We start from the raw sequence: 20,863 nt of genomic DNA, 5'->3' as shown, positions 1-20,863 counted from the left end.
TTACCCCAGGACCATTGTTTCGAAGACCTGCACAATCCGCTCAACATGGGCCTTGTCACGGGGTTTGCCCGGCCGTGCCGGCACGATCGCTGTCCCATAGTGTTTAGCCAACGCAGCATAGGACTTGGTGGCCACCACTTCGAGGGCACCGCCCTTGGCAACGGTGCGTCGGTCCTGCCGGAAGTGGGTGGCGGTCTTCGCATTATCTGGAACGATCATTTGCGGAACGCCGCCGAAGAACTCCAACGCGTCAGCATGGGCTTGATTCCACGCATCCTGCCTCATGTTCGCAAACGCCTTGGAGAACACCATGGACGAGAATGGCAACGAGGCGACGAAGAAGAACGCTTTGAACTGCTCGCCAGTCACCGCGTCAACCACCGTCAAGGTCGGACCAGCCCAGTCAACGAACATGGCCTTGCCCGGGTCATGATGCAGCGTCGCCACCAAATCATGGGTCCCCGCGTGCTGGTGGAACTTCGAACAGAACTGGGAATAGCTGTATTTCTTCAGCCCATCATCCAGATCGGTGTATTTCACCTAGGTTGCTGCAGCGTGAAGAACCGATTGCGCTGCAGCTGCTCGGCAACCAGGGCGAAGTCCAGTTCAGAATAGTTCGAACTGATCATTTTGCGCCGGTCCGGGAAGATCTCCGCCAACCTGGCGTGGGTGATGCCAGCGAGGTTCTGCACGGTGATCTGGTGGGTGTCGATGGCTTTCTTGGCTGCTGAAATGCCTGTTCAAGAGCAGTTAACCGCGGCCGTGATTTCCGTGTACGTGTATCCATCGAAGAGCATTTGCTTGATGCGCCGATAATTCATTTTCTAGGGTTCTCCTTGGGGCAGGGGTACTCCGTGGAACCTTGCGTGGTTCACATCGGGGAATATCCATGACTAGAAAAACAGCGCTTGGTGACCATCAGTACCATCTAGGCAGAACAGCGGTACCAACTTGCAAGAACAGAAGTACCCGGAGGCGCTATTCTGCACTCGAACCACGAGATACCTTGGCGGCGCAGCCGGCCTTGCATGGCCTTGCCTGGCTCGGGCAGTCCAAGCTCGGTGCGGACTAGCTGCACAACGTCTTCGTCTACATTTTCAGTTTTCAGATCCCAGTTGGCGGACAGGAATGGCAAGCTCAGCGCATTGAGGACAGACTCAACCTTCGCGTCTGTTCGTACCCGGTCGTAAACGGCAACAGAGTTTGGGAAGGCCAACTCGCCATTAGTTTCGATCGACTCGGCGATGTACTGCCCCTTTTTCTCGCCAACAACCATCCCACCTGGAGAGCCGGTTTCCTTACCAATCTTTGTTTCAGCCATACCCCAGAGAATGCAGAAAAGCCCGGCCCCCATGTGGGAACCGGACCATCTCATTCTTTGAGCCTAATCGTCTGATTCGTAAGCGTCAGCAAGTGCTTCGATGACCTCGTCGCACTGAGTGACGATCCTTTCGAGCACTGGTACTAGGCCTTCCTCGTCTTTTGCAGCTGGAATCCTATATTTTGCTGATCTGAAAATGTCAGATACCTCGATGGTTGCTTGGTAGAGAGTTGCGCCTGGTTCAAGCTGAGAAGGTTTGCGCCTTAGGTCATAGGAACTTCCGGGTCTGAATTGAATTGCCATCCTCGACAGGCGTTCACTGTAGTGGGCGTTGAGGAGCTCTTCGCTCAGAGAGAACAAAGTTACCATTAGCTTGGTTTCAGCAAGAGTTTTTGAATCGATCCCCAATTTTCTGACTGAACCAACAGCATCGAATAATACTTTCTCATCCAATTCGGGAAGCGTCTCTCGCAGTTTGTCGAAACAATCCGACGCTTCAAACAAGGCGTCTTGAAACCTCTTCTTTCGTTCCAACTCAATGGCTTTATCACTCGCGATTCTTGAATGCCGAACTGCATACATTGCAGTCGCAACAGACGCGAAAACAGCCAAGAGGGTGCCTACCATTGATCCAAACGCAATCCAGTCGAACTGCGATGAGGATTCACAAATAACCTGAACGTCTTCCGTTTCCGGGAATGTGCAAGTGAACTTGCCAGCGATGAACATGCACTAAACGATACGAACAGCGGAACAATTCGAAAAAATTGTTCCGCTGTCAATTCATACCCCTGATTGGTTCCATTCCCGATGTTGTTGCCGGTCTTATCCGTTAGCGTGGCCAAGGTGGATGCCGCCGCAGCGTTCGCATGAGTAAACTGCCGAGTCGTCGCGATAATGTTCCCGATTTTTCTTGGCCGCTTTACGGTTCGGGAAGATCACCTTGCCTGTTGCTTCGCAGGTGCCGGCGAAGGTGAAGGCTAGCTCTTTCGCGGCCCATTGCTTGCCTTTTCTCCACTTGCCCATGACGTCACCTGGTGCAGTGCTCTGATAGCTGGTGGAGATGGGCCGGTGTGATGCCGTGCCGAGCTGCTGGCGGGATCGCGAGCACCCCTTGTCGTGCGGCCCATAAAGCGGCGTCGTGCTCGCTGGCCAGATCGTCATCGAGCCAGGCCACTTTGTCACCGAGCTTAGAATGCTGGGAAAGGAATGCCCGGACACTGACGAGCTTGCCCCACTCCCCATGGGCGTCTTCAGTTGACAGCCACGGAGCATGCAAAACATTATCGATTCCTGTCTTGTGCCCGAAGGCCGGCACAGCGCTCTCCCATGACGTGAGCCAAACCAGACGAAAGTCATGGTCGTTGAGGATCTGGTTGAGTTCCGTGACCATCTGAGGCGAGACTGTCTCACCCCAGCGCTCACCTGCCACCAACTCGTAGCCCGGCCAAGCCTGATGTTTGCGCACATCGCCCAGGAGTGCCCCGCAGGCGTTCAGTACGCCGTCAATATCCAAGAATAGAAAGTTGCAAGAGCCGTCACTATGCGCGGATGGCTGAGTCATGGGAAGTATGGTGCAGGAAAGCCCTGCCCCCATGTGGGAACCGGGCTATTCAACCTTTATCCAGGGTCATTCCCCATCAGTCGATTCAGATATCACTGCGCGAGGTAGACTACCCGGTTTGGATCGCAACCCCCTGGTGCCCCAATAAAGGATGCAGTCCCCGTCAGCAGCCAAGTCCACAGTTTCAAAGACATGCACAGAGAACAATGACATCTGGGCTCGGAGAGGATCCATGTCGGGCCAAAGGCTTTCCCCGTCTGTGACCATGACCATTTCCATGACACCGGCAAAATCCCTGTCGAATGCAAAAAGAACTCCGGTCTCCGCGTACTTCAGGAAAACCGCGCCATGCTCATTGAAGGGATGAACCGACAGTTGTCCCAGTCCACTCAGATGAAATTTCAGCCGTTCATACAACGTTGGAAAAGCTTCCACCTTCGACCCTTATCTGTAGTGTGCTCTTCTATGAACCTGTGCCTCTGTAACCGGCATCAACGTGAATCCATCGGAATCAGCAGGCCGGTCGAGATCGTTGGTCCAGTATGCTTCGACGACAGGAACTATCACCGCGTACTCCGTCCAATAATCGATTTCGGTGCTTTCTTCGACGTACTCATTCCAGATGTCGTCACCTATTTTCGATGGAATCTTGACCAGTGATTTGAACTTTCCAGTACGTTCGCCAGTTCCTGTGTATCTGACCACTAGCACAGGGCCATCAACCTCTGCAGTAATTGGACCTAACTCATCGGCAGTTCCTGAACTTTGCAGAAATTCGTTGATGCGTTGCTGCAGTTCTTTATCTGTGAATTCTTTCATGTCTCCTACGCGACTTCTCGAACCCAATTAGGACAAACAGAAACACCTTCACAATAAGTCGTAATGACGCCTCTGTGATATCCATCGTTCAATCTGTTATTGCTGACAACTTCACGAACCATGATTGTTTTCTCAATTACGCACACAACCCAGCACGTATATTTGTTGGCCGGGGTTCGGTAAACGACGGTGTTTCCGGTAACCGTACGTCATTGGGGAAACTGAGTCGTTTTCCGAATCCTTCTGAGCGACACATTGTGCTTCTGAACATGGCGCCAACCCCATGTTGGCGTCCCCCACCTGATGACTGTCGTCTTGGCTTTGTTGTCCTTCCACTTCGAATAGATGTCGTAGTTCAAAGCCGCCGGTGTCGCTACCTTGAGACCAGCCGAATCACGTGTAGATGCCAAGCCGAAGAAGCACGGGGCGCGTCGCCACACCGCCTGGACCGCCATTTTATTCGACGCCCTGGCAACCCAGCACGTGCTGGTTGCCGGCACTGACGCCGCCGGCCTAGTGATCCCTCACCTTGCCCGGCAGCTGATCGCGTTGCACGCCCAACGAGCGGACGTCGCCGGTCATCTGGAAAATCTGGTGGAGGCCCACCCTCTTTTCCCAGTCCTGACATCAATGCCAGGGGTCGCCGTCAGGACTGCCGCGATCGTGATTGCCGAGATCTCCCGCAAGGGATTTACCAGCGCTGCCGCGCTGGCTTCCTACGCAGGATTAGCACCAACCACGCGCCAGTCAGGAACCGCGATCAAGTCTGAACGAGTCAGTCGTGCAGGCAACAAACGACTGAAACAGGCACTATTCCTCTCAGTATTCGCCTCGATTCGTTTTGACCCCGTCAGCAGAGCTTATTACGACGGGAAATGTGCCCAAGGCAAACGGCATAACCAGGCGTTGATTGCGTTGGCCCACCGCCAATTAGTGGTCCTGTTCGCGATGCTTCGTGATGGAACTTTTTACGATGATCCGGTGCCTGCGAATGCTTGACAAACAACATAGGGGCACCCCCACTTGGGTTCGCCGCAACACGGAGGCAGGAAATTTCGCGTAACCGCGTTTCTTCTTCACAAGCTGCTTGTGGGAAAAAGATCGCACTTGTCTAGCTGTTTTTTAGTCCTCCGCAGGGAGTCTCTGTATGACGAGGCTAACCAAGCCCGAAATACTTAAGCCAATACCGACAGGCCGGTATTGACACGCGTTGGTTTAGGCTAACCTTATTGAGGTTCGAGTGCGTGCCCGCTGCATCATCAAGGGATGCGCGCGCAGTGCAAGAACTGCCATGAAGGGAACGCCTCTTCGCGGTCTCCACACTTTCGAGAAAGCACCACACCATGCTCGGAAACTTCCTGATCGGCCTGCGCGAGGGACTTGAAGCCGTCCTCATCGTCGTCCTGCTCATCGCCTACCTGACCAAAACGGATCGGCGCAATCTGCTTCCGCGTATTTGGGCTGGCGTGGCGTTTGCGGTCATCGTGTCATTGGGCTTTGGTGCATTGCTGACGTTCGGGCCTCGCGGACTGACCTTCCAGGCGCAGGAAATCATTGGCGGCGGGTTGTCGATTATCGCCGCCGGCCTGGTGACCTGGATGATCTTCTGGATGGCCGGCGCCTCTAAAACGCTCAATCAGGATCTGAAAAACCAGGTCGACAAGGCGGCGACCGGTTCAGCATGGGGACTGGTCATGGTCGGCGCGCTGTCGGTCGGCCGCGAAGGACTGGAAACAACGCTGTTCATCTGGGCCGCAGCGCGAAGCACCGGAGAAACCTGGCAGCCGCTGCTCGGAGCGGTGCTGGGGCTGGTTGGCGCCATCGCCATCGGGTTGCTGCTCCACCGCGGCATCGTGAAAATTCAGCTCTCCAAGTTCTTCACCTGGACCGGTGCCTTGCTGGTGGTTGTGGCCGCCGGGGTCTTCTCCTACGGGGTGCATGATCTGCAGGAAGCCGCAGTGCTGCCCGGGATCCACGCACTGGCCTACGATTTCAGCGCCGCAATCCCGCCGTCAGGCTGGTTGGGCACGGTGTTGCAGGGCGTCTTCAACTTCATCCCCGCCACCCCATGGCTGGCGGCCATCGCCTGGTGGGCCTACCTGGTGCCAGTGATGTTCTTCTACCTGCGCAAGACCACCTCCCCGCCGCGTGCGGCCAAAACCAGAGCAGCTGCGGCCAGCTAAGCCGCGGCAGCGCAATTTTTCACACCCAAGCTCGTGAACTCGCCTTCACGCTTCATCACCGACCAAGGAATCACCCACATGAAGAAACTTCTTGCCCCCGCCGCGCTGTTCTCGCTCGGCGCCCTGGTTCTTTCCGGTTGCACCGACAACAACGTCTCAGCCGCCTCCGACGGCTCCATCAACGTGGTGGCCACCGACGATTCGTGCACCGTTTCCACCGACAACGCGCCCGGCGGGACGCTGAAGTTCAATGTGAAGAACGAGGGAAGCAAGATCAACGAGTTCTACCTGTTGGCCGATGACGGGCTGCGCATCGTGGGAGAAGTCGAAAACGTTGGGCCAGGGGTCAGCCGGGATCTCGTCGTGCTGGCACCGGAAGGCAGCTACTTTGCCGCCTGCAAGCCGGGAATGGTCGGCGACGGCATCCGCTCGGCCTTCACCGTGACCGCGGCGGCCGACGGGCAGCAGGTCTCCGCAGACCGCGCCACATTGCAAAAAACCGCAACAGACCAGTACACCGCCTACGTCAAGGACCAGGCAGAACAGCTGCTGCGCGGCACCAAGGACTTCGCTGAGGCTTTTGCCGCCGGCGACGAGAAAACCGCAAAGCAGCTCTACGCCTCAACCCGCATGCATTGGGAACGAATTGAACCAGTGGCAGAGTCTTTCGGCGACCTTGATCCGATCCTGGATGCCCGCGAGGCAGATCTGGCCGAAGGCGACCAGTTCACAGGCTGGCACCGCGCCGAGAAGGATTTGTGGGCACCGGAGAAGTACACCAAGATGACCGAAAAGCAGCGCCAGGAAATTGCCGACGGCATGGTGGAAAACACCCAAAAGCTCTACGATCGCACCCTCAAGCTCAGCTTCACCCCAGACCAGCTGGCTAACGGCGCAAAGTCGTTGTTGGACGAAGTTGCCACCGGCAAGGTCACCGGCGAGGAAGAGACGTTCTCGCACACCGACCTCTGGGACTTCCAGGCGAATATGGAAGGGGCCAAGATCGCCTACCAGGACTTGAAGCCGCTGCTGGAAGGAACCGACGACAAGCTGGATGCCCAGCTTGAGAAGAACTTCACCTCATTGCAGGGGCAGCTGGATCAGTACCGCGACGGCGACGGTTTCAAGTACTACGACGAGCTGAGCACCAAGCAGGTGCAGGAACTGGCGGCCGGTGTTGACGCGCTCTCCGAGCCGCTGTCAAAGCTGACCGCCGCTGTCATCAAGTAGCCCCTGCATCAGCACCATCTAGCCCAAGGATCCGCATCGTGCCCAAAAATCCTTCCACGTCCACGTCCGAGCCTTCAGCTGTTGCTCAGACCGGCGCGAAAGAATCGCGCCGCGGGCTCTCCCGGCGGCTGTTGCTCACCAGCGCCGGGGCAGGAACTGCCGGCCTGGCCGTCGGCGCGCTGGCCCATGCCGGGCTGGCTGGACGAAGCCACGCTGCCACGGTGGTGGACACCGTGGAATTTTACGGTGCCCACCAGGCCGGAATCACCACCGCCGCCCAAGACCGGATGCATACCGCGGCATTTGACGTGACCAGCGATGATCGCGAGGCGCTGATCTCGATGCTGCGCTCGTGGACCGATGCCATCGCCGCCATGACGCAGGGCCAGCAGGTGGGTGCCGATGATCCGGCGGCCGGCTCCTACGACGCACCGCCGTCAGATACCGGCGAGGCAGCAGATCTGAGCGCCGCCAACTTGAGCGTGACCATCGGATTCGGGCGCAGCCTGTTTATCGGAAACCACGGCAAGGCCCGCTTCGGCCTGGACGGAAAACTGCCCGACGCGCTGATCGAACTCCCCCACTTTTCCGGGGACCAGATCGAGGAAGGGCGCAGCGACGGGGATATCGTCGTGCAGGCCTGCGCCGATGATCCGCAGGTTGCGGTGCATGCCATCCGCAATCTTTCACGGTTGGGATTTGGCACGGTCCGGGTGCGCTGGAGCCAGACCGGCTTCGGGCGCACCTCGAAAACCACCAGAGCCCAGCAGACTCCGCGCAACCTCTTTGGTTTCAAGGACGGCACTGCCAACCTTTTGGCGGATAACAAGGAGCTGCTCGATCAGCACGTGTGGGTGGGAAAAGATTCCACCGATCAGCCGTGGATGGCGGGCGGAAGCTACATGGTGACCCGGCGGATCCGCATGCATGTGGAGACCTGGGATCGCTCGGCGTTGCGCGAGCAGGAAAACGTGGTCGGACGCGTGAAGTCCACCGGTGCCCCGTTATCCGGCGGCGATGAATTCAGCGAACCCGACTTTGCCATGGCCGGTTCTGCCGGGCCGGTGATTCCGGCGGATTCGCATGTAGCGGTTGTGCATCCATCCCAACACGACGGCGTGCAGATGCTGCGCCGCGGGTTCAACTATGTGGATGGCTCGGATGGTTTGGGGCGCCTGGATGCCGGGCTGTTTTTCATCGCCTTTGTCATCGATGCGCGCACGCATTATGTGCCCTTGCAAGAGGCCATGAGCTCCAAGGATGCCATGAGCGAGTATCTGCGGCATACTTCCTCGGGGCTCTACGCGATCCTGCCCGGCATCAGCCAAGGGCAGTACCTTGGCCAGCAGCTGTTCGATTCCTGACTCAGGGGGTTACATTGGCGCCCGCGTCCGCTGGGCTTTGCTGGCTGAGCGGCGCCTGCCCGCGTTACCGAGCCTCGGCTCGGCGAGTCTCCGGGTCATTGGCGATACTGCCGGTTCAACAACGCCTTGAACTTGTTCTTCACCGTTGGACAAGGGTTGGCGCCACGGTTTCGGCCCGCATTCTGTCGAAGTGCGCTTTTGCCAATCGACCGTGGCAGGACACCAACCACGCCCAGTGGAACAACGCGTTTATCATGGCTATAGAGAAATCATTTCCCTGACATACGCAGTTGGACTTACACCAAGAACACGCAAGACGCACCGTAGGAAGACGGAATGGCCCTAAAAGTTTTCACCCAGTACATGCTCTCGAAAAATGCCCAAGCACTTGGCAGCAACGACTACATTTCACACGATGCCTTGGACAACATTTGGATGGGGTTCGGTGACAACTCAGCTTTATCTGATTCCACCAAAGCTAAAAAAGCTAATGAAATGGTTCAGAAAATATCCAGGAAGCCTCTTGCTGATGCGGAACTAGTGCAGATTCTCAATGAGGTTTTTTATCATGACGCTAAAGCAGACTCAAGGAAAGAGAACTCCTCATTCAAACTGCTTAAAAATCAGCTCCTAGAAGTGGGCTTCACAGCTGGCTTGGAGGGTTTTAAACTTCCTTCCATTGACCTAGTCACCCAGAATACACATGCCAAGCCTAATTTTTCCGAGCCTAAGCCTTCGGATAAATACGCCTGGGCTGAACCTCAGAAACCCTGGGGCGATATTCTAACGTCCGTGAAACAGCAGACAATGCAGAATAAAGACCCCAGAAAAGTGTTCATCGTGCACGGGCGAGACATGGAAACGAAAAGCACACTAGAACAATTCTTGAGGTATATCGAGGTGTCACCTCTAGATTGGACTGAAGCTCGCGATCTAACTAATCTCTCGGCTCCAACCACCCTGCAAATAGTTCAGTCTGGTTTGAATCATGCACAAGCAGTCATTGTCATCTTTACCCCTGATGATGAGGCACGTCTCAAAACCGAATATAGCGGTCCATACGACGGTCCAGATGAAGTGCAGGTCACGGGTCAGGCAAGGCCAAATGTAATCCTAGAAGCAGGCATGGCCTTGGGCATTGACGCTAACCGGACTGTTTTAGTGCGCAGGGGGAAAACCCGGAACATCTCAGACATTGAAGGTATCAACTGGATCAACCTGAACAACGTTTGGGACGATCGGAAAATGCTGGTTAATTCCCTGAAAGCTGCCGGGGTGACACTAAATGAAAACCGCAATTTCTTGGATGCCAACGCAGGTTCTTACAGCTAATCTCGCTTAGGTGGAGCCGCCGCCCGAAACGTAAACGGGCGGTGACTCAGTTTGCCGGAGTGGAACAATGCCTCTTGGCTTCCACCTAGGGGTATCAGTCCTAGGAATTTTTGCCTTGGGCTTCCATTCCCGAGAGCTTGTAGCTGGTTCAGAAGGAGCTGAGATTCCCGCTCCTCCTCGCAAGACGCTCCCTGCAAGTTTGTGTCCGCGGTTGGCCTGCCAAGCGCGCGTAACCAACCGTGAAGCCTATTTGATGAAGCGTTCAGCGCCTGTCGGCGGTGATACCCTGCGTTCTAGGAACGGTAGCTCCACTTTGCTCCAAGCGTTGCGCCCAATAACCCGGTGCGTCTGTAACGCGTGGTGGATGCTACTTTCCACTTCCACATGCCCTGGCCACCATGAACCAAGTTTGCTTTGCCGTTCCAGCCCACTCGAAACAGCCTGGTTGCCTTCTTCAACGGCCACACTCTCGCACAGGACTGCACGATTCTCGGCGAAGGTGTAAAGGTGAAGCAAAGCTGAGTAGGCGTTGTCTCGGGCTGTCTGTAACTCGCTAGCGGACTGTTTCAAGTCACGGCTCCGGCGTGCAGTCTTGGATAAAGTCATCGGCTACCTACTCGCCTAGTGCTTCATCACCTTGTTCCGGGTAGGGCTTGGTCGCAAGGACAACACCGTCAGGAATCGACTTTGCGCTGCCTTCCACGAAGAACTCTTTAGCTTTGGCCATAATCTTTTCCGGTGCAGTCCGGGGATCGCTGGCTTTGGCTACGGCTGCTGCTTTGCGGTCGTTGTCTAGCTTCGCCTGTCGTGCGTTCTCAGCTTTGGTCACCATGTCGGGTTTCATGTGTGCGAGCTGAGCGATAGCCTGAGCGCGGGTTAGCTTCTTCGCCAGCATGAGCGCCTTCACAGCGTCTTTGAAGTCCTTGGTTGGGTCTGCCATGTCCTGCGCTCCTCCGCGCCGTGCCAGTGCCTGTTGCAGTCGTTCCTTATTCCGGGCTTTGTGTTCTCGCTAGCGTGCTTGGACGGCTTCGGGCGAACGTGGATTGGTTGCTGCTTTCGCTACGATCCACCCCATTTGGCCGTGCGCCGAAACATCTACGCCGGAAGTTTCCAGCACTGTCAGGTTTACTATTTTGCGAGCTTTCGCCAGCTGCTCAAACTTCGCCAGTGTCTTGTCTTTCTCGTCCATGTTCTTAGTGTCCTGCTCGTGGTGGAGGACCAACAAGAGCCGACACTCAGGGGCACTTTTCCACCCTTGCACGGGCACTCATGGAGGGTGGTATTTGGCCTTTTCGACTAGTCAGGAGGGGTCTACCAGGCGGTCATAAGTTATCAAAACAGAACCTTGTGACACCGACTCGCGACGAAAAGCCACCAGGAATCGACATTCCCGGCCGTCGCGGGACCGATTCAGCAGATCCTTGTTGATCGCCTTCGGCCAGTACGGATCCCTTGAAGAGGTGTTCCAGCGCCGGGTGAATCTGGCGCACCGGTAGACCGGCGCAACAGCGTGCCTGGGGCCAGCAAGCTAGGCGGCCAGATGGATCCGGTTTCGCTGCGGCCGCTGCAGCGGATCCAGGTGCTTGGGCAGGATGATGTGCGCCAATCCGCCCATCGATACAAGGGTCAGCAGCTTGGCGTGAATGGCGTGGTGGTGCGCGCGGCACAAACAGCTTCCGTTGCGCGTGCAAGTGCCACCGCCATGCTCCCACCAGGTGTCGTGATGGTACTCGAGCATTTCCGGCCCCGCGGTGCAGCCCGGGACAATGCAGCCTCGATCGCGGGCAAAAATGGCGCGCTTCATCGCTTCGGTGAAGAAGCGCTCGGATCGGCCCAGATCCAGCGGTTGCCCGTCGGGTCCGAAAATCACCCGGAAGATTTCACCTTGGCAGATCAGCTGGCCGGTGTCCGCCGGCCCCAGCTTGACGCCGTGCTCCGAAATGGAGGTGAGGTTGTCCGGGTTTTTCAGGTCGGCCAGGGAGCCTAGCTTGATATGAATGGCAATTCTGGGGGCCACTGTTTTTCCGGTGCGCGATGATCCACGGTTCTTCAGGGCGGCGATCAACGCGTTCAATCGGCGCTGGGGCACCGGCACCTCCAAATCCGCGAGCGGACCGGTATCGCCAGGCTCCTGCTCCCCGGTATCGGCGGTGCCCGGATCGGCGAAGTTTTGCTCTTGCTCACCGGTATCGGCGGTGCCCGGGTCAGCGAAGTTTTGCTCTTGCTCCCCGCCCTGCGGAAAGCTGGTTTGCTGGTCTTCCGGGGGTTGCCCCGCAGGTTCCTGGGCCCAGGGTGGCATGGGCTCATCGCTGCTGAACAGGTCGTCCCGGGCGGCTGGGTGCTCGCCTGGGCGGTCGGCTGGGCGGTCGCCGGCGTGATCCTCCTGCGCCGCCGACGAGCCCTGGGTGCCGCGGGCCGATTTGCCGGCATCGGTGCGCGGGTTATCGCTTTGCCCTAGCACCGACCGGATTTCCTCGCGCTGGGCGCCAGCGACGATGAGCTCGTAGCGGTCGCATTCCCCGATGGTGCCACGCGGGTAGAAGCCGGGCTGCGGGGACTTGATGGTTTTGCGCGCCAGGCGCTCAGCGGCGATCAGCTCGGAAACGCGGGACTGGGCGGTGGCCAGGTCCGGCTCCTGGAACAGCTCGACAATGTGCTCCTCCAAGGTGCGGCCGTCGGCGTGGGTGGCGGTGGCATCCAGCGGCAGGCCTTCGAAGGCGGTGTCCGCCGGTTCGAATTTATCCAGGGCGCGGGCGGCGCGGGCCACGGTGCGCGGGTCGAGCACCGGCGAGCCGGTGTAGAGCTGGGCAAGCTTGGCCAGGCGCGGGGCGATCGTGGAGCCGTCGATGGCCCGGCGGGCGATGAGCAGATGCGCGTCGGACACGCGGTGATCTGCTTCGTGGAAGTTCAGCCCCAGCCAGCTGGCAAGGAAATCAGCGGTGCCGCGATAGTGCGCGCGCTGCGAGTGCACTGTGGCCGGACGGCTGAAGTCCGTGGCGCCCTCGCAGGCGGCGGCCAGATCGTCGTCTGCCAGCAGGTGGGCGGCGGTGGATTCCAGGTGGATGGCGCACTGCAGCTGCTCGCGCACGGTGTAGCGGAAGAGGGTTTCGATGAGCCGGGCGTGGGCGGCGGCGGCGCGCGGGTCTTCGCTGGAGCGCAGGGCTTCGGAGAGCTGCCCCAGCAGGGCGCAGCAGGCGGCCATGATTTCCAGGAGCACCGCGCACGCCCCGCGCGGCAGGCCCCCGGTGATCGTGTGGCGCAACGCGGTGAGCGTGCCGGCCAGCTGGTGGGTTCCCATGGACCCATGATGGGCGCCGGAGCACAGATCGGGCACAGAATAATTCCGGCTGTGGGAAAGTGCCGATCCGGCGCCGCGCTAGCTGGCGGTGCGCACCCGGGATTGGCGAAGGACCAGGAAGATCAGATAGGGCGCGCCGATGACCGCGGTGGCCACGCCGGCCGGCAGGACTACCGGGAAGCTGCGGGCGGCGGCCAGATCGGCCAGCAGCACGAAGATCGCGCCGATCAGCGCGCTGTGCAGCACCGTGGGAATGGTGCTGCGCGCGATGAGCCGGGAGGCATGGCCGCTGGCCAGCGCGACGAAGGCCAGCGGGCCGGCGATGACGGTGCCCGCAATGGCCAGCAGCGTCGCCAGTCCCAGCATCAGCACCCTCTCGCGCCCCAGATTCATGCCCAGCGCCCGGGCGGTGTCGGAATCCAGGGCCAGCACCTGGCGCTGCTGGTGCAGCATCCCGGCCAGTGCCACGCAGAGCACGATGGCCACCGGCGCGAGCAGCAGATCCGACCAGGAGATGGCGTTCACCGTTCCGGCCAGCCAGGTCAGCGCCTGCTGCGCGTTGTAGACCTCGCCCAGGGTCAGCATCCAGGAGGTGGCCGCGGCGCACAATCCGCTGAATCCCAGCCCGACCAGAACCAGCCGGTTGCTCTCCAGGGAACTGTGCCAGACCAGGGCGAACACCAGGGCGGAGACGAGCAGTCCCCCGGCGGTGGCCGCGAGTACCAGCCCGTGGCGCAGGAAGAATTCGGGCAGGCCGGCGACCTGGCTGGCCAGCGCCAGCACGCTGACCGCGCCCAGGGCGGCCCCGTTGGTGACCCCGAGGATGTCGGGGCTGGCCAGCGGATTGCGCGCCACGGTTTGGGTCAGCGCCCCGGCAACCCCGAAGGCCACCCCGGCAAGCACCGCGGCAACCGTGCGCGGCAGGCGGAATTCGAGCACCGCCAGTTCGGTGCGCGGATCGGGGGCCGCGCCCAGCAGGCTGGCGATGACATCGCGGATCGGGATCGGGGTGCCGCCGATGGCCAGGTGCAGGCACAGCGCTCCGAGCGCCACGGCCAGCAGGCCCAGCGCAGTGGACATGGCGCGCCGCGATCGGCGCCGGGCCGCCGGCGCAGCGTGGTGGATGGATTGGCGGGTGCTCATACGGACACCGCCTTGCGGCGGCGGGCCACATAGATGAAGAAGGGGGCGCCGATCAGTGCGACCACTACGCCGACGGGCAGTTCGCCGGGGCGGGCCAGCACCCGTCCGATCACATCGGCCAGGCACAGCAGCAGCGCGCCGCAGGCCGCGGATCCTGGTATCACCCAGCGGTAGTCTGCGCCGAAAATCCGGCGGGCCACGTGCGGGACGAGCAGGCCGAGGAACGCGATCGGCCCGGCCAGGGTGACTGCCAGGCCCGAGAGCGCCACGATGGCGGCCAGGCCCAGGGTGCGGGCGCGCGCGGCGGTGACCCCGAGGCTTCGCGCCGAATCCTCGCCCAGGGTCAGCGCGTTCAGCCCGCGGGCGTTGGCCAGGGCCAGCACGCTGCCCAGAACCAGCAGCGGCCACAGCGCCAGGAAGGAATCGTAGCCCTGGACCACTGAGCCGACCTGCCAGAAGCGCAGGGTTTCCAGCGCCGCCTCGCTGAGCAGCACGATTGCCGAGACCGCCGCCGCGCACAGGGCGGTGACCGCGGCCCCGACCAGCACCAGGGTGATCGGCGAGCTGCCCCGCCCGTCCACCCGCCCGATGCCGAAGACGACCAGGGCCGCCAGCAGCGCGCCGCCCAAGGCGAGCACCGCTTGGGTCCACGGGGCCAGCGGGCCGGTGAAGACCGCAACGGCCACGATGGCCAGCGCCGCGCCCTGGTTGATGCCCAGCAGGCCAGGCTCGGCGATCGGGTTCCGGGTATGCCCCTGGATGAGCGTTCCGGCCATGCCCAGCGCGGCGCCGGCGGCCAGCGCGGTGACGGTGCGCGGCCAGCGGATCTCGCGGATGGCGATGTCGCTGGCGGAGCCGTCGGGCGCAAACAGGGCGTGGCCCAGTTCGGCCGGGGTGGACGTGCTGCTTCCGACCCAGAGGCTCAGTGCGACGGCGGCGAACAGCCCCAGGGCCAGGGCCAGCAGGCTGGCGGTGCGCAATGTGGTTCGTGGAATGGCTCGGCGCTCTTTGTCATATGGCAGGGATGCGGGTTGATCTCGTGCGGGGTTGACCGCAATGGCCTGGGCCATGCTACTGTTCAACCTGCGCATTGAGCTTACCCTTGCCTAACCTCCGGGTGCAAAATTACACAATGCCGCAATCAATAAATCTTCATCACGGAAAGCACTCGCATGCACATTCGACGAATTCTGCCCCTCACCGCGGCCCTGGCCGCTGCCGCTTTGGCCCTGACCTCTTGCGGCGGCGCCAGCACGAGCGAGCCCTCGGCCACCGCCGCCTCGGCCGCCGACGGGCAGTTCCCGGCAACCATCAAGCACTTCCGCGGCACGACCGAACTGCCTGAGCGCCCGCTGCGCGTGGCCGCGCTGGATCCTTCCTATGTTGATGCCACGATGCTGCTGGGCGCCGAATTGGTCGCCTACACCGAATACCGCTCCTCGGGCAGCCCCTTCCCGGAATACCTCGGCGATGTCTCCGAGCTCACCGACGAGGCGGTCAACATCGGAACCACCACCGAGCCTGACCTGGAAAAGCTGCTGGCCGCAGAGCCGGATGTCATCATTTCCGCCGATGTCCGCCAAGGCGCGATGTACGACCAGCTGAACAAGATCGCACCGACGATCTTCTCCGAATCCACCGGGCCAACCTGGAAGGAGAACGTGGTCCTGCTCGGCGAAGCACTGGGCAAGAAGCAGGAAGCGCAGGAGGCCGTGGCCGGCTACGAGGAACGCGCCGCCGCGGTCGGCAAGGAAATCCTCGCCAAGGATGCCGCTGCCACCTACTCCCTGGTGCGATTTGCCGGGGAAGACACCGCCCGCTTGTACTCCAGCGATTCCTTCATCGGCGAGATCATGTCGGATATGTCCATCCCGCGCCCGGAAGGCTCGCCAGATACCACCGAATCCATCTTCGTGCCGCTCTCGCCCGAGGAAATCCTCAAGGCCGACGCGGGTGTCATTTTCCAGTCCACCTGGTCCCCTGAAGGCGCTGAAGGCGATGCCTCGCGCGACCAGGAGAAGAAGTTCACCTCCAACCCGCTGTGGAAGAAGCTGAAGGGCGAAGTGGTTCCGGTCGACGACTCCATCTTCCTGTCCTCGGTCTCGATCCAGGGCGCAAATGAAGTGATCACCCAGGTCGCCGAGCACTTCGACGTGGATCCGCAGCTGCCGTAGCCCTCCGGGCGCGCGCCCTTTGGCCCCGATTCGTCCGCGGACCGTGCCAAGGGGCTTTTGCGGTGGTGCGCGAGCCATGCCGGGGCACCGAAGCCGCTGGCAGCTCGCGGAACAATGCGCGCAAGGCCCTGGCCCGGCATCGGCGCGCGGCTAGACTCGGTGGCTGCGGCCAGCGCGGTCCCCGGCCGGGGATCGGGCCGTGGCCAGCACCGCATATTGAGTCCAGCCTAAGGATCGGCCCGTGGCAGCGGCCAGCGAACATCTAGACGCCTGGATGGTGATGTAGAAGCTCGAACGCGAATTCGGCGGCATGACCACCGTGTGCACCCAGCGCGCCGGGCGTTCGTGGTGACGTTCAACCGCGCGCCGGATCAGCCGCAGGTGGTGGCGCGGTGATCGCATCGAACTCGGTGGTTGCCAAGGATCTGGAGCCCTATACGATGGTGGGCGGCGTCCCGGCATGGGTGAACCGCCATCGCTTTGAGCCCGAAACGGTGCAAGCGCTGCAGCCCTCGGCGTGGTGCGAGTAGACTCCCAAGGATCTGACGCGATGCGATGCCAGGTCCCCGGACCTGTTTGCGGCGCAGGTGCTGCGCGGCCGTGAGCATGGCCAGTTCCGGCCATTGGAGACACAGCCGTTGACCGCCGGGGTGATTTCAGAACATCTGGACGCCTCGGCTGCCGCTGGCTGATTCCCTTCGGCGCGATGCCCGGCTAGGCGACGGTGACGCGCAGCTGGTTGTTCCACGGATCCTTGAAGCGCAGTTCGGCTCCCGTGTGGTGGTGGGCGATGTTGGCGAAGCCCAAGCGCTGTGCCAGCTTGCCGATTTCCTCGGTGGTGGGAACGTTGATAAGCACTTCGCCCAGGCCCAGGGTGTCCTTGCGCGGGCCTGCGCCGCGGGAATTCCAGACATTCATCGCCATATGGTGGTGGTAGCCGCCGGCGGAAACGAAGAGCGCCTGGTTGCCCAATGCGGTGGTTTGATCAAAGCCGAGGGTGTTGACGTAGAACTGCCGCGCGGTGCCCACATCGCCAACCTGCAGGTGGACGTGGCCAACTTCGGCGCCAGCCGATTGCAAGGAGGACACGGCCTGCTCGCTCAGGTGCGTTTCGAGGTAGTTGTTCGGATCAAGATAGATGGTGTCCATGCGCACCTCGCCGTTGTTCCAGGTCCACGTGTCGCGGGGCCGGTCGAAGTACAACTCGATGCCGTTGCCCTCGGGGTCGGTGAAGTAGAAGGCCTCGGAGACCAGATGATCCGAGCTTCCGACAAATTTTCCCTGATCGAACTGCGCTGCCGAAAGCACGGTAGCGGCCAGGTCGGCTTGGCTGTTGAAGAGCAATGCCGTATGGAACAGGCCCGCTTCGCTGCGCGCCGGAAGCTTGAGCCCGGGGGCATAGCGCAGGTTGACTAATTCCCGTGTGCCACGACCCAGCCGGGTCCCTTCCGCGGTTTCCTCCAAAACCGCCAACCCCAGGGCCTGCTGGTAGTACGCGCTCATGACCTTCATATCGCCGACCTTCAACTGCACGGCGTTCATGTGGGTGGTTGCGGCGAGCTTGTCTTCTTTGAGCATGGTCATCTCCTGCGCCTTCTTTCCAATCAGGACTTCCTGTTGGCTATAACCCTACTCCGATTTACTTGATGCTTCAAGTAAATTCCCGTGTTCCGGCGGTCACGCCTTTGAACGCATCGGGTGCACCCCGGCACTAGGCTGGCAACTGGGCGAGCTTCGGGTGCAGATGCCTGCTCGAGAGTGCTACCGCCGCACTGCTGGCAGCCGCCTCCATCGACGCCTGCACTGGCGCGCCGCGCAGGCGGGCAGCCAAGAATCCCGCCATGAAGGCATCTCCGGCGCCATTGGTGTCGACCACCTCGACCTTTGGCGCGGCCACTTCCCAACGCCGGCCCTGGTGATCCATGGCCACCGCACCCTGCTCCCCCAGCGTGCAAATAGCCAGGCTGGGGCCACGGCGCAGGCAACCTGCCAGCAGCTCCCACGGGTCGCTGGTGGCATCATCGTTCATGAAAACCACAGAAGCCGCACCCAGGAAGGGCTGATGGAACGAGGAAAAGCCATCAAAGTCATGCAGGTCGACCCATAGCGGCACGGCCGGCTCCCGTAGTCGCTCAATGACCCGCAGCCCCAACTCGCTCAGGTCAATGACCGCCAGATCGGATTCGCGCACCGCGGCGCAAACGGCATCGACATCCGCATCCGCGGGAGCCGATGGGGCGGCAAGATAGACCGATATCCGCTGGCCGCCAGCCATGAGGTTAATATGCTGCTCGGTGCTCGCGCTGGGCACCACCTGCAGGTTGATGCCAGCGCCCAGGAGCGCACGCCGCAGCACCTGCCCGGATTCATCGCCGGCCACCTGGGTAAAGAGCTCGGTGGCAATATCCAGCGAACTCAAGTGCAGTGCCTTGCCCGCAGAGGTGCCGCCGACGGTGCGCCATGCGCCGCGCGCGAAGAGTTGCTGGGGGCGGGGTTCGGGCAGGTGGTCGAGCTCAACCAGCTGATTCCAGCTGGATGGACCACAGACAAGCACCTTGGGCTGCTGGCTCATGTACTTATTCAATCCCCCAGCCTCAGGTGATTCAAGACTTCGGCGGGTAACAACGCTTCCAAACCCTTGGACTTCCAAGTATATTGGCAAGTGATACGCCTCACTTTATCGACGGGGCGTCATTGTCCACGCGAGGGAAGGTTAGTTGTGAGCGTTACCGATGAATTCAGAGCTGCCCGCGATCGACTCCTGGAATTGCGCAACGATTACGCACAGGCGCGGGCCGAGTTCCGCTGGCCCCAGTTCAGCGAGTTCAATTTCGGCTTCGACTGGTTCGACCAGGTGGCCAAGGATCCGCAGCGGGCTGATACCCCGGCGCTGATCATCACCGAACGCGATGGCGGCTCAATCAGGCGCACCTGGGCCGAGCTCTCCGAGCGCTCCACCCAATTGGCACGCTGGCTTTCCGACCAGGGCGTGAACCGCTCGGATTCCATTGCCGTCATGCTCGGCAACCAGGTTGAGCTCTGGGAGTCGATGCTCGCCGGGATCAAGCTCGGCGCCATCCTGGTCCCGTGCACCACGCAGCTGACGCCCACGGATCTGGCCGACCGGATCGATCGCGGGCACATCCAATGGGTGATCACCAATGAGGCCGAGATCCAGAAGTTCGACACCGTGCCCGGGGACTACACGCTGATCCAGATCGGCGGCAGCGTCCCAGAGGGAATTCTCGACTTCGCCCAGTCCCACCAGGCCGAGGCCAGTTTCCAGCTCGGCTCCCCCACGCGCGCAGATGAAACGCTCTTGCGCTACTTCACCTCTGGCACCACCTCCAAGGCCAAGCTGGTTGAGCACACCCATACGTCCTACCCGGTGGGCCATTTGAGCACCATGTTCTGGATCGGGCTGGAACCCGGGGATGTGCACCTGAATGTCGCTTCGCCGGGCTGGGCAAAACATGCGTGGTCCAACCTGTTTGCGCCTTGGATCGCCGAAGCGACCGTTTTCCTCTATAACTACGACCGCTTTGACCCGATCGCGCTGATGAACCAGATGGATGCCGAAAAGGTCACCAGCTTCTGCGCGCCGCCCACCGTGTGGCGCCTGCTGATCCAGGCGGATCTGGGCGCCTTGAAGACGGCGCCGCAAAAACTGGTCTCGGCCGGCGAGCCGCTGAATGCGGAAGTCATCGACCAGGTGCACAAGTTCTGGGGACAGGTCATCCGCGACGGCTTTGGCCAAACCGAAACCACGGTGCAGATCGCCAATCCTCCGGGCGAGCGGATCACCATCGGCGCCATGGGCCGCGCAATGCCCGGCTACAGCATCGTCCTGCGCGACCCGGCCACGGGCGAAGTTGGCGACGTGGGCGAAATCTGCCTGATGACCGAACCGCGCCCGCTGGGGCTGATGAAGGGGTATTTCGAAAACCCGGAGAAGACTGCCGAGGTGTTCAGCGACGGCGTCTACCACACCGGGGATATCGCCGAACGCGATGAGCGCGGGGTGCTGACCTATGTCGGGCGCGCGGACGACGTCTTCAAGTCCAGCGACTACAAGATCAGCCCGTTCGAGCTGGAGTCGGTGCTGATCGAGCACCCCGGGGTCGCCGAGGCGGCAGTTGTCCCGGCGCCGGATGAACTGCGCTTGAGCGTGCCGAAGGCCTACATTGTTCCAACCAGCAGCGCGCAGCCCGGTCCCGAGCTTGCCGAGTCGATCCTTGCCCACTGCCGCGAGCACCTGTCGGCCTTCAAGCGGGTGCGGCGCATCGAGTTCGCCCAGCTGCCCAAGACCATCTCGGGCAAGATTCGCCGCGTGGAATTGCGCCAGGCCGAAGAGCGCCGCTTCCAGGGCGGCGATCCGGCCGGCACCGAATACAAGGACACCGATTTCCCTTCGCTGAAATCCTAGCCTCGGAAA

Annotated in this window: 22 protein-coding genes and 1 pseudogene; 8 read left to right on the top strand and 15 right to left on the bottom strand. The window is 60.9% G+C overall.

The window, feature by feature from the left end; translation table 11 throughout:
* From H6F58_RS06595 to H6F58_RS06570, 7 genes are all read right to left on the bottom strand, one after another.
* Positions 1-540, bottom strand: coding sequence for a DDE-type integrase/transposase/recombinase (locus H6F58_RS06595; protein ID WP_146275043.1), 540 nt, complete (start codon positions 538-540; stop codon positions 1-3).
* Positions 537-692, bottom strand: coding sequence for a DUF2797 domain-containing protein (locus H6F58_RS17945; RefSeq protein WP_146275042.1), 156 nt, complete (start codon positions 690-692; stop codon positions 537-539). Before H6F58_RS17945 ends, H6F58_RS06595 begins: the two co-directional genes overlap by 4 nt.
* Before the next feature lie 236 nt (positions 693-928).
* Positions 929-1,321 (bottom strand): hypothetical protein, encoded by a 393-nt coding sequence (locus tag H6F58_RS06590; protein WP_146275041.1) that lies wholly within the window; start codon positions 1,319-1,321, stop codon positions 929-931.
* Between the two features lie 63 nt (positions 1,322-1,384).
* A complete protein-coding gene (locus H6F58_RS06585; RefSeq protein WP_206693519.1) occupies positions 1,385-2,050 on the bottom strand; it encodes a hypothetical protein in 666 nt (221 codons plus the stop codon).
* Between the two features lie 96 nt (positions 2,051-2,146).
* On the bottom strand, positions 2,147-2,347 hold the full coding sequence (locus H6F58_RS06580; protein WP_195181388.1) for a hypothetical protein: 201 nt from the start codon (positions 2,345-2,347) through the stop codon (positions 2,147-2,149).
* Between the two features lie 4 nt (positions 2,348-2,351).
* The gene (locus H6F58_RS06575) at positions 2,352-2,885 is read right to left on the bottom strand and encodes an HAD domain-containing protein (RefSeq protein ID WP_206693518.1); all 534 of its coding nucleotides are present in this window, start codon (positions 2,883-2,885) and stop codon (positions 2,352-2,354) included.
* A gap of 444 nt (positions 2,886-3,329) precedes the next feature.
* A complete protein-coding gene (locus tag H6F58_RS06570; protein ID WP_171919176.1) occupies positions 3,330-3,704 on the bottom strand; it encodes a hypothetical protein in 375 nt (124 codons plus the stop codon).
* 372 nt (positions 3,705-4,076) lie between these two features.
* On the opposite strand from H6F58_RS06570, the pseudogene H6F58_RS06565 reads away from it, so the two are divergent.
* The 5 genes and pseudogenes from H6F58_RS06565 to H6F58_RS06545 all read left to right on the top strand — a co-directional run.
* A pseudogene (locus tag H6F58_RS06565) lies at positions 4,077-4,703 on the top strand (transposase); the annotation flags it as partial.
* Positions 4,704-5,047: 344 nt separating this feature from the next.
* A complete protein-coding gene (gene efeU, locus H6F58_RS06560) occupies positions 5,048-5,887 on the top strand; it encodes an iron uptake transporter permease EfeU (protein ID WP_171919177.1) in 840 nt (279 codons plus the stop codon).
* 78 nt (positions 5,888-5,965) lie between these two features.
* Positions 5,966-7,117 (top strand): iron uptake system protein EfeO, encoded by a 1,152-nt coding sequence (gene efeO, locus H6F58_RS06555; RefSeq protein WP_195181386.1) that lies wholly within the window; start codon positions 5,966-5,968, stop codon positions 7,115-7,117.
* Positions 7,118-7,155: 38 nt separating this feature from the next.
* A complete protein-coding gene (efeB, locus tag H6F58_RS06550; protein WP_075972447.1) occupies positions 7,156-8,481 on the top strand; it encodes an iron uptake transporter deferrochelatase/peroxidase subunit in 1,326 nt (441 codons plus the stop codon).
* Positions 8,482-8,817: 336 nt separating this feature from the next.
* Positions 8,818-9,813: a nucleotide-binding protein gene (locus H6F58_RS06545; RefSeq protein ID WP_195181385.1), complete on the top strand. Its 996-nt coding sequence runs from the start codon at positions 8,818-8,820 to the stop codon at positions 9,811-9,813.
* Positions 9,814-10,426: 613 nt separating this feature from the next.
* Here H6F58_RS06545 and H6F58_RS06540 read toward each other — a convergent pair.
* From H6F58_RS06540 to H6F58_RS06520, 5 genes are all read right to left on the bottom strand, one after another.
* Positions 10,427-10,753, bottom strand: a complete 327-nt coding sequence (locus tag H6F58_RS06540; protein WP_060701489.1) for a hypothetical protein — start codon at positions 10,751-10,753, stop codon at positions 10,427-10,429.
* Between the two features lie 69 nt (positions 10,754-10,822).
* On the bottom strand, positions 10,823-11,002 hold the full coding sequence (locus H6F58_RS06535) for a hypothetical protein (RefSeq protein ID WP_195181384.1): 180 nt from the start codon (positions 11,000-11,002) through the stop codon (positions 10,823-10,825).
* Between the two features lie 339 nt (positions 11,003-11,341).
* On the bottom strand, positions 11,342-13,111 hold the full coding sequence (locus tag H6F58_RS06530; protein ID WP_195181383.1) for a hypothetical protein: 1,770 nt from the start codon (positions 13,109-13,111) through the stop codon (positions 11,342-11,344).
* 78 nt (positions 13,112-13,189) lie between these two features.
* On the bottom strand, positions 13,190-14,254 hold the full coding sequence (locus H6F58_RS06525; protein ID WP_244652402.1) for an iron ABC transporter permease: 1,065 nt from the start codon (positions 14,252-14,254) through the stop codon (positions 13,190-13,192).
* The gene (locus H6F58_RS06520) at positions 14,251-15,324 is read right to left on the bottom strand and encodes an iron ABC transporter permease (protein ID WP_195181382.1); all 1,074 of its coding nucleotides are present in this window, start codon (positions 15,322-15,324) and stop codon (positions 14,251-14,253) included. Before H6F58_RS06520 ends, H6F58_RS06525 begins: the two co-directional genes overlap by 4 nt.
* 102 nt (positions 15,325-15,426) lie before the next feature.
* Between H6F58_RS06520 and H6F58_RS06515 the strand changes: the two genes are divergently transcribed.
* Entirely contained in the window at positions 15,427-16,428 is a 1,002-nt protein-coding gene (locus H6F58_RS06515) for an iron-siderophore ABC transporter substrate-binding protein (protein ID WP_195181381.1), read from the top strand.
* A 150-nt stretch (positions 16,429-16,578) separates the two neighbouring features.
* On the opposite strand, the gene H6F58_RS18160 is transcribed toward H6F58_RS06515, so the two are convergent.
* Complete coding sequence (locus tag H6F58_RS18160; RefSeq protein WP_244652400.1) at positions 16,579-16,830, bottom strand: hypothetical protein; 252 nt, start codon at positions 16,828-16,830, stop codon at positions 16,579-16,581.
* Here H6F58_RS18160 and H6F58_RS06505 point away from each other — a divergent pair.
* A complete protein-coding gene (locus tag H6F58_RS06505) occupies positions 16,821-16,958 on the top strand; it encodes a hypothetical protein (protein ID WP_195181380.1) in 138 nt (45 codons plus the stop codon). The genes H6F58_RS18160 and H6F58_RS06505 overlap by 10 nt on opposite strands.
* Positions 16,959-17,142: 184 nt before the next feature.
* Here H6F58_RS06505 and H6F58_RS06500 read toward each other — a convergent pair whose 3' ends face one another.
* Positions 17,143-18,012 carry a VOC family protein gene (locus H6F58_RS06500; RefSeq protein WP_195181379.1) on the bottom strand — a complete coding sequence of 290 codons (870 nt, stop codon included), beginning with the start codon at positions 18,010-18,012 and terminating at the stop codon, positions 17,143-17,145.
* A 127-nt stretch (positions 18,013-18,139) separates the two neighbouring features.
* Entirely contained in the window at positions 18,140-19,000 is an 861-nt protein-coding gene (locus tag H6F58_RS06495; protein WP_195181378.1) for a carbohydrate kinase family protein, read from the bottom strand.
* Between the two features lie 147 nt (positions 19,001-19,147).
* On the opposite strand from H6F58_RS06495, the gene H6F58_RS06490 reads away from it, so the two are divergent.
* Positions 19,148-20,854, top strand: coding sequence for an AMP-binding protein (locus H6F58_RS06490; protein ID WP_195181377.1), 1,707 nt, complete (start codon positions 19,148-19,150; stop codon positions 20,852-20,854).
* Positions 20,855-20,863 lie beyond the last annotated feature (9 nt).

This window comes from Glutamicibacter sp. FBE19, from assembly GCF_015524875.1.
Classification (GTDB): domain Bacteria; phylum Actinomycetota; class Actinomycetes; order Actinomycetales; family Micrococcaceae; genus Glutamicibacter; species Glutamicibacter halophytocola.
Note: the sequence above shows the minus strand (reverse complement) of the source record. Positions and strands in the feature narration are given on the sequence as shown.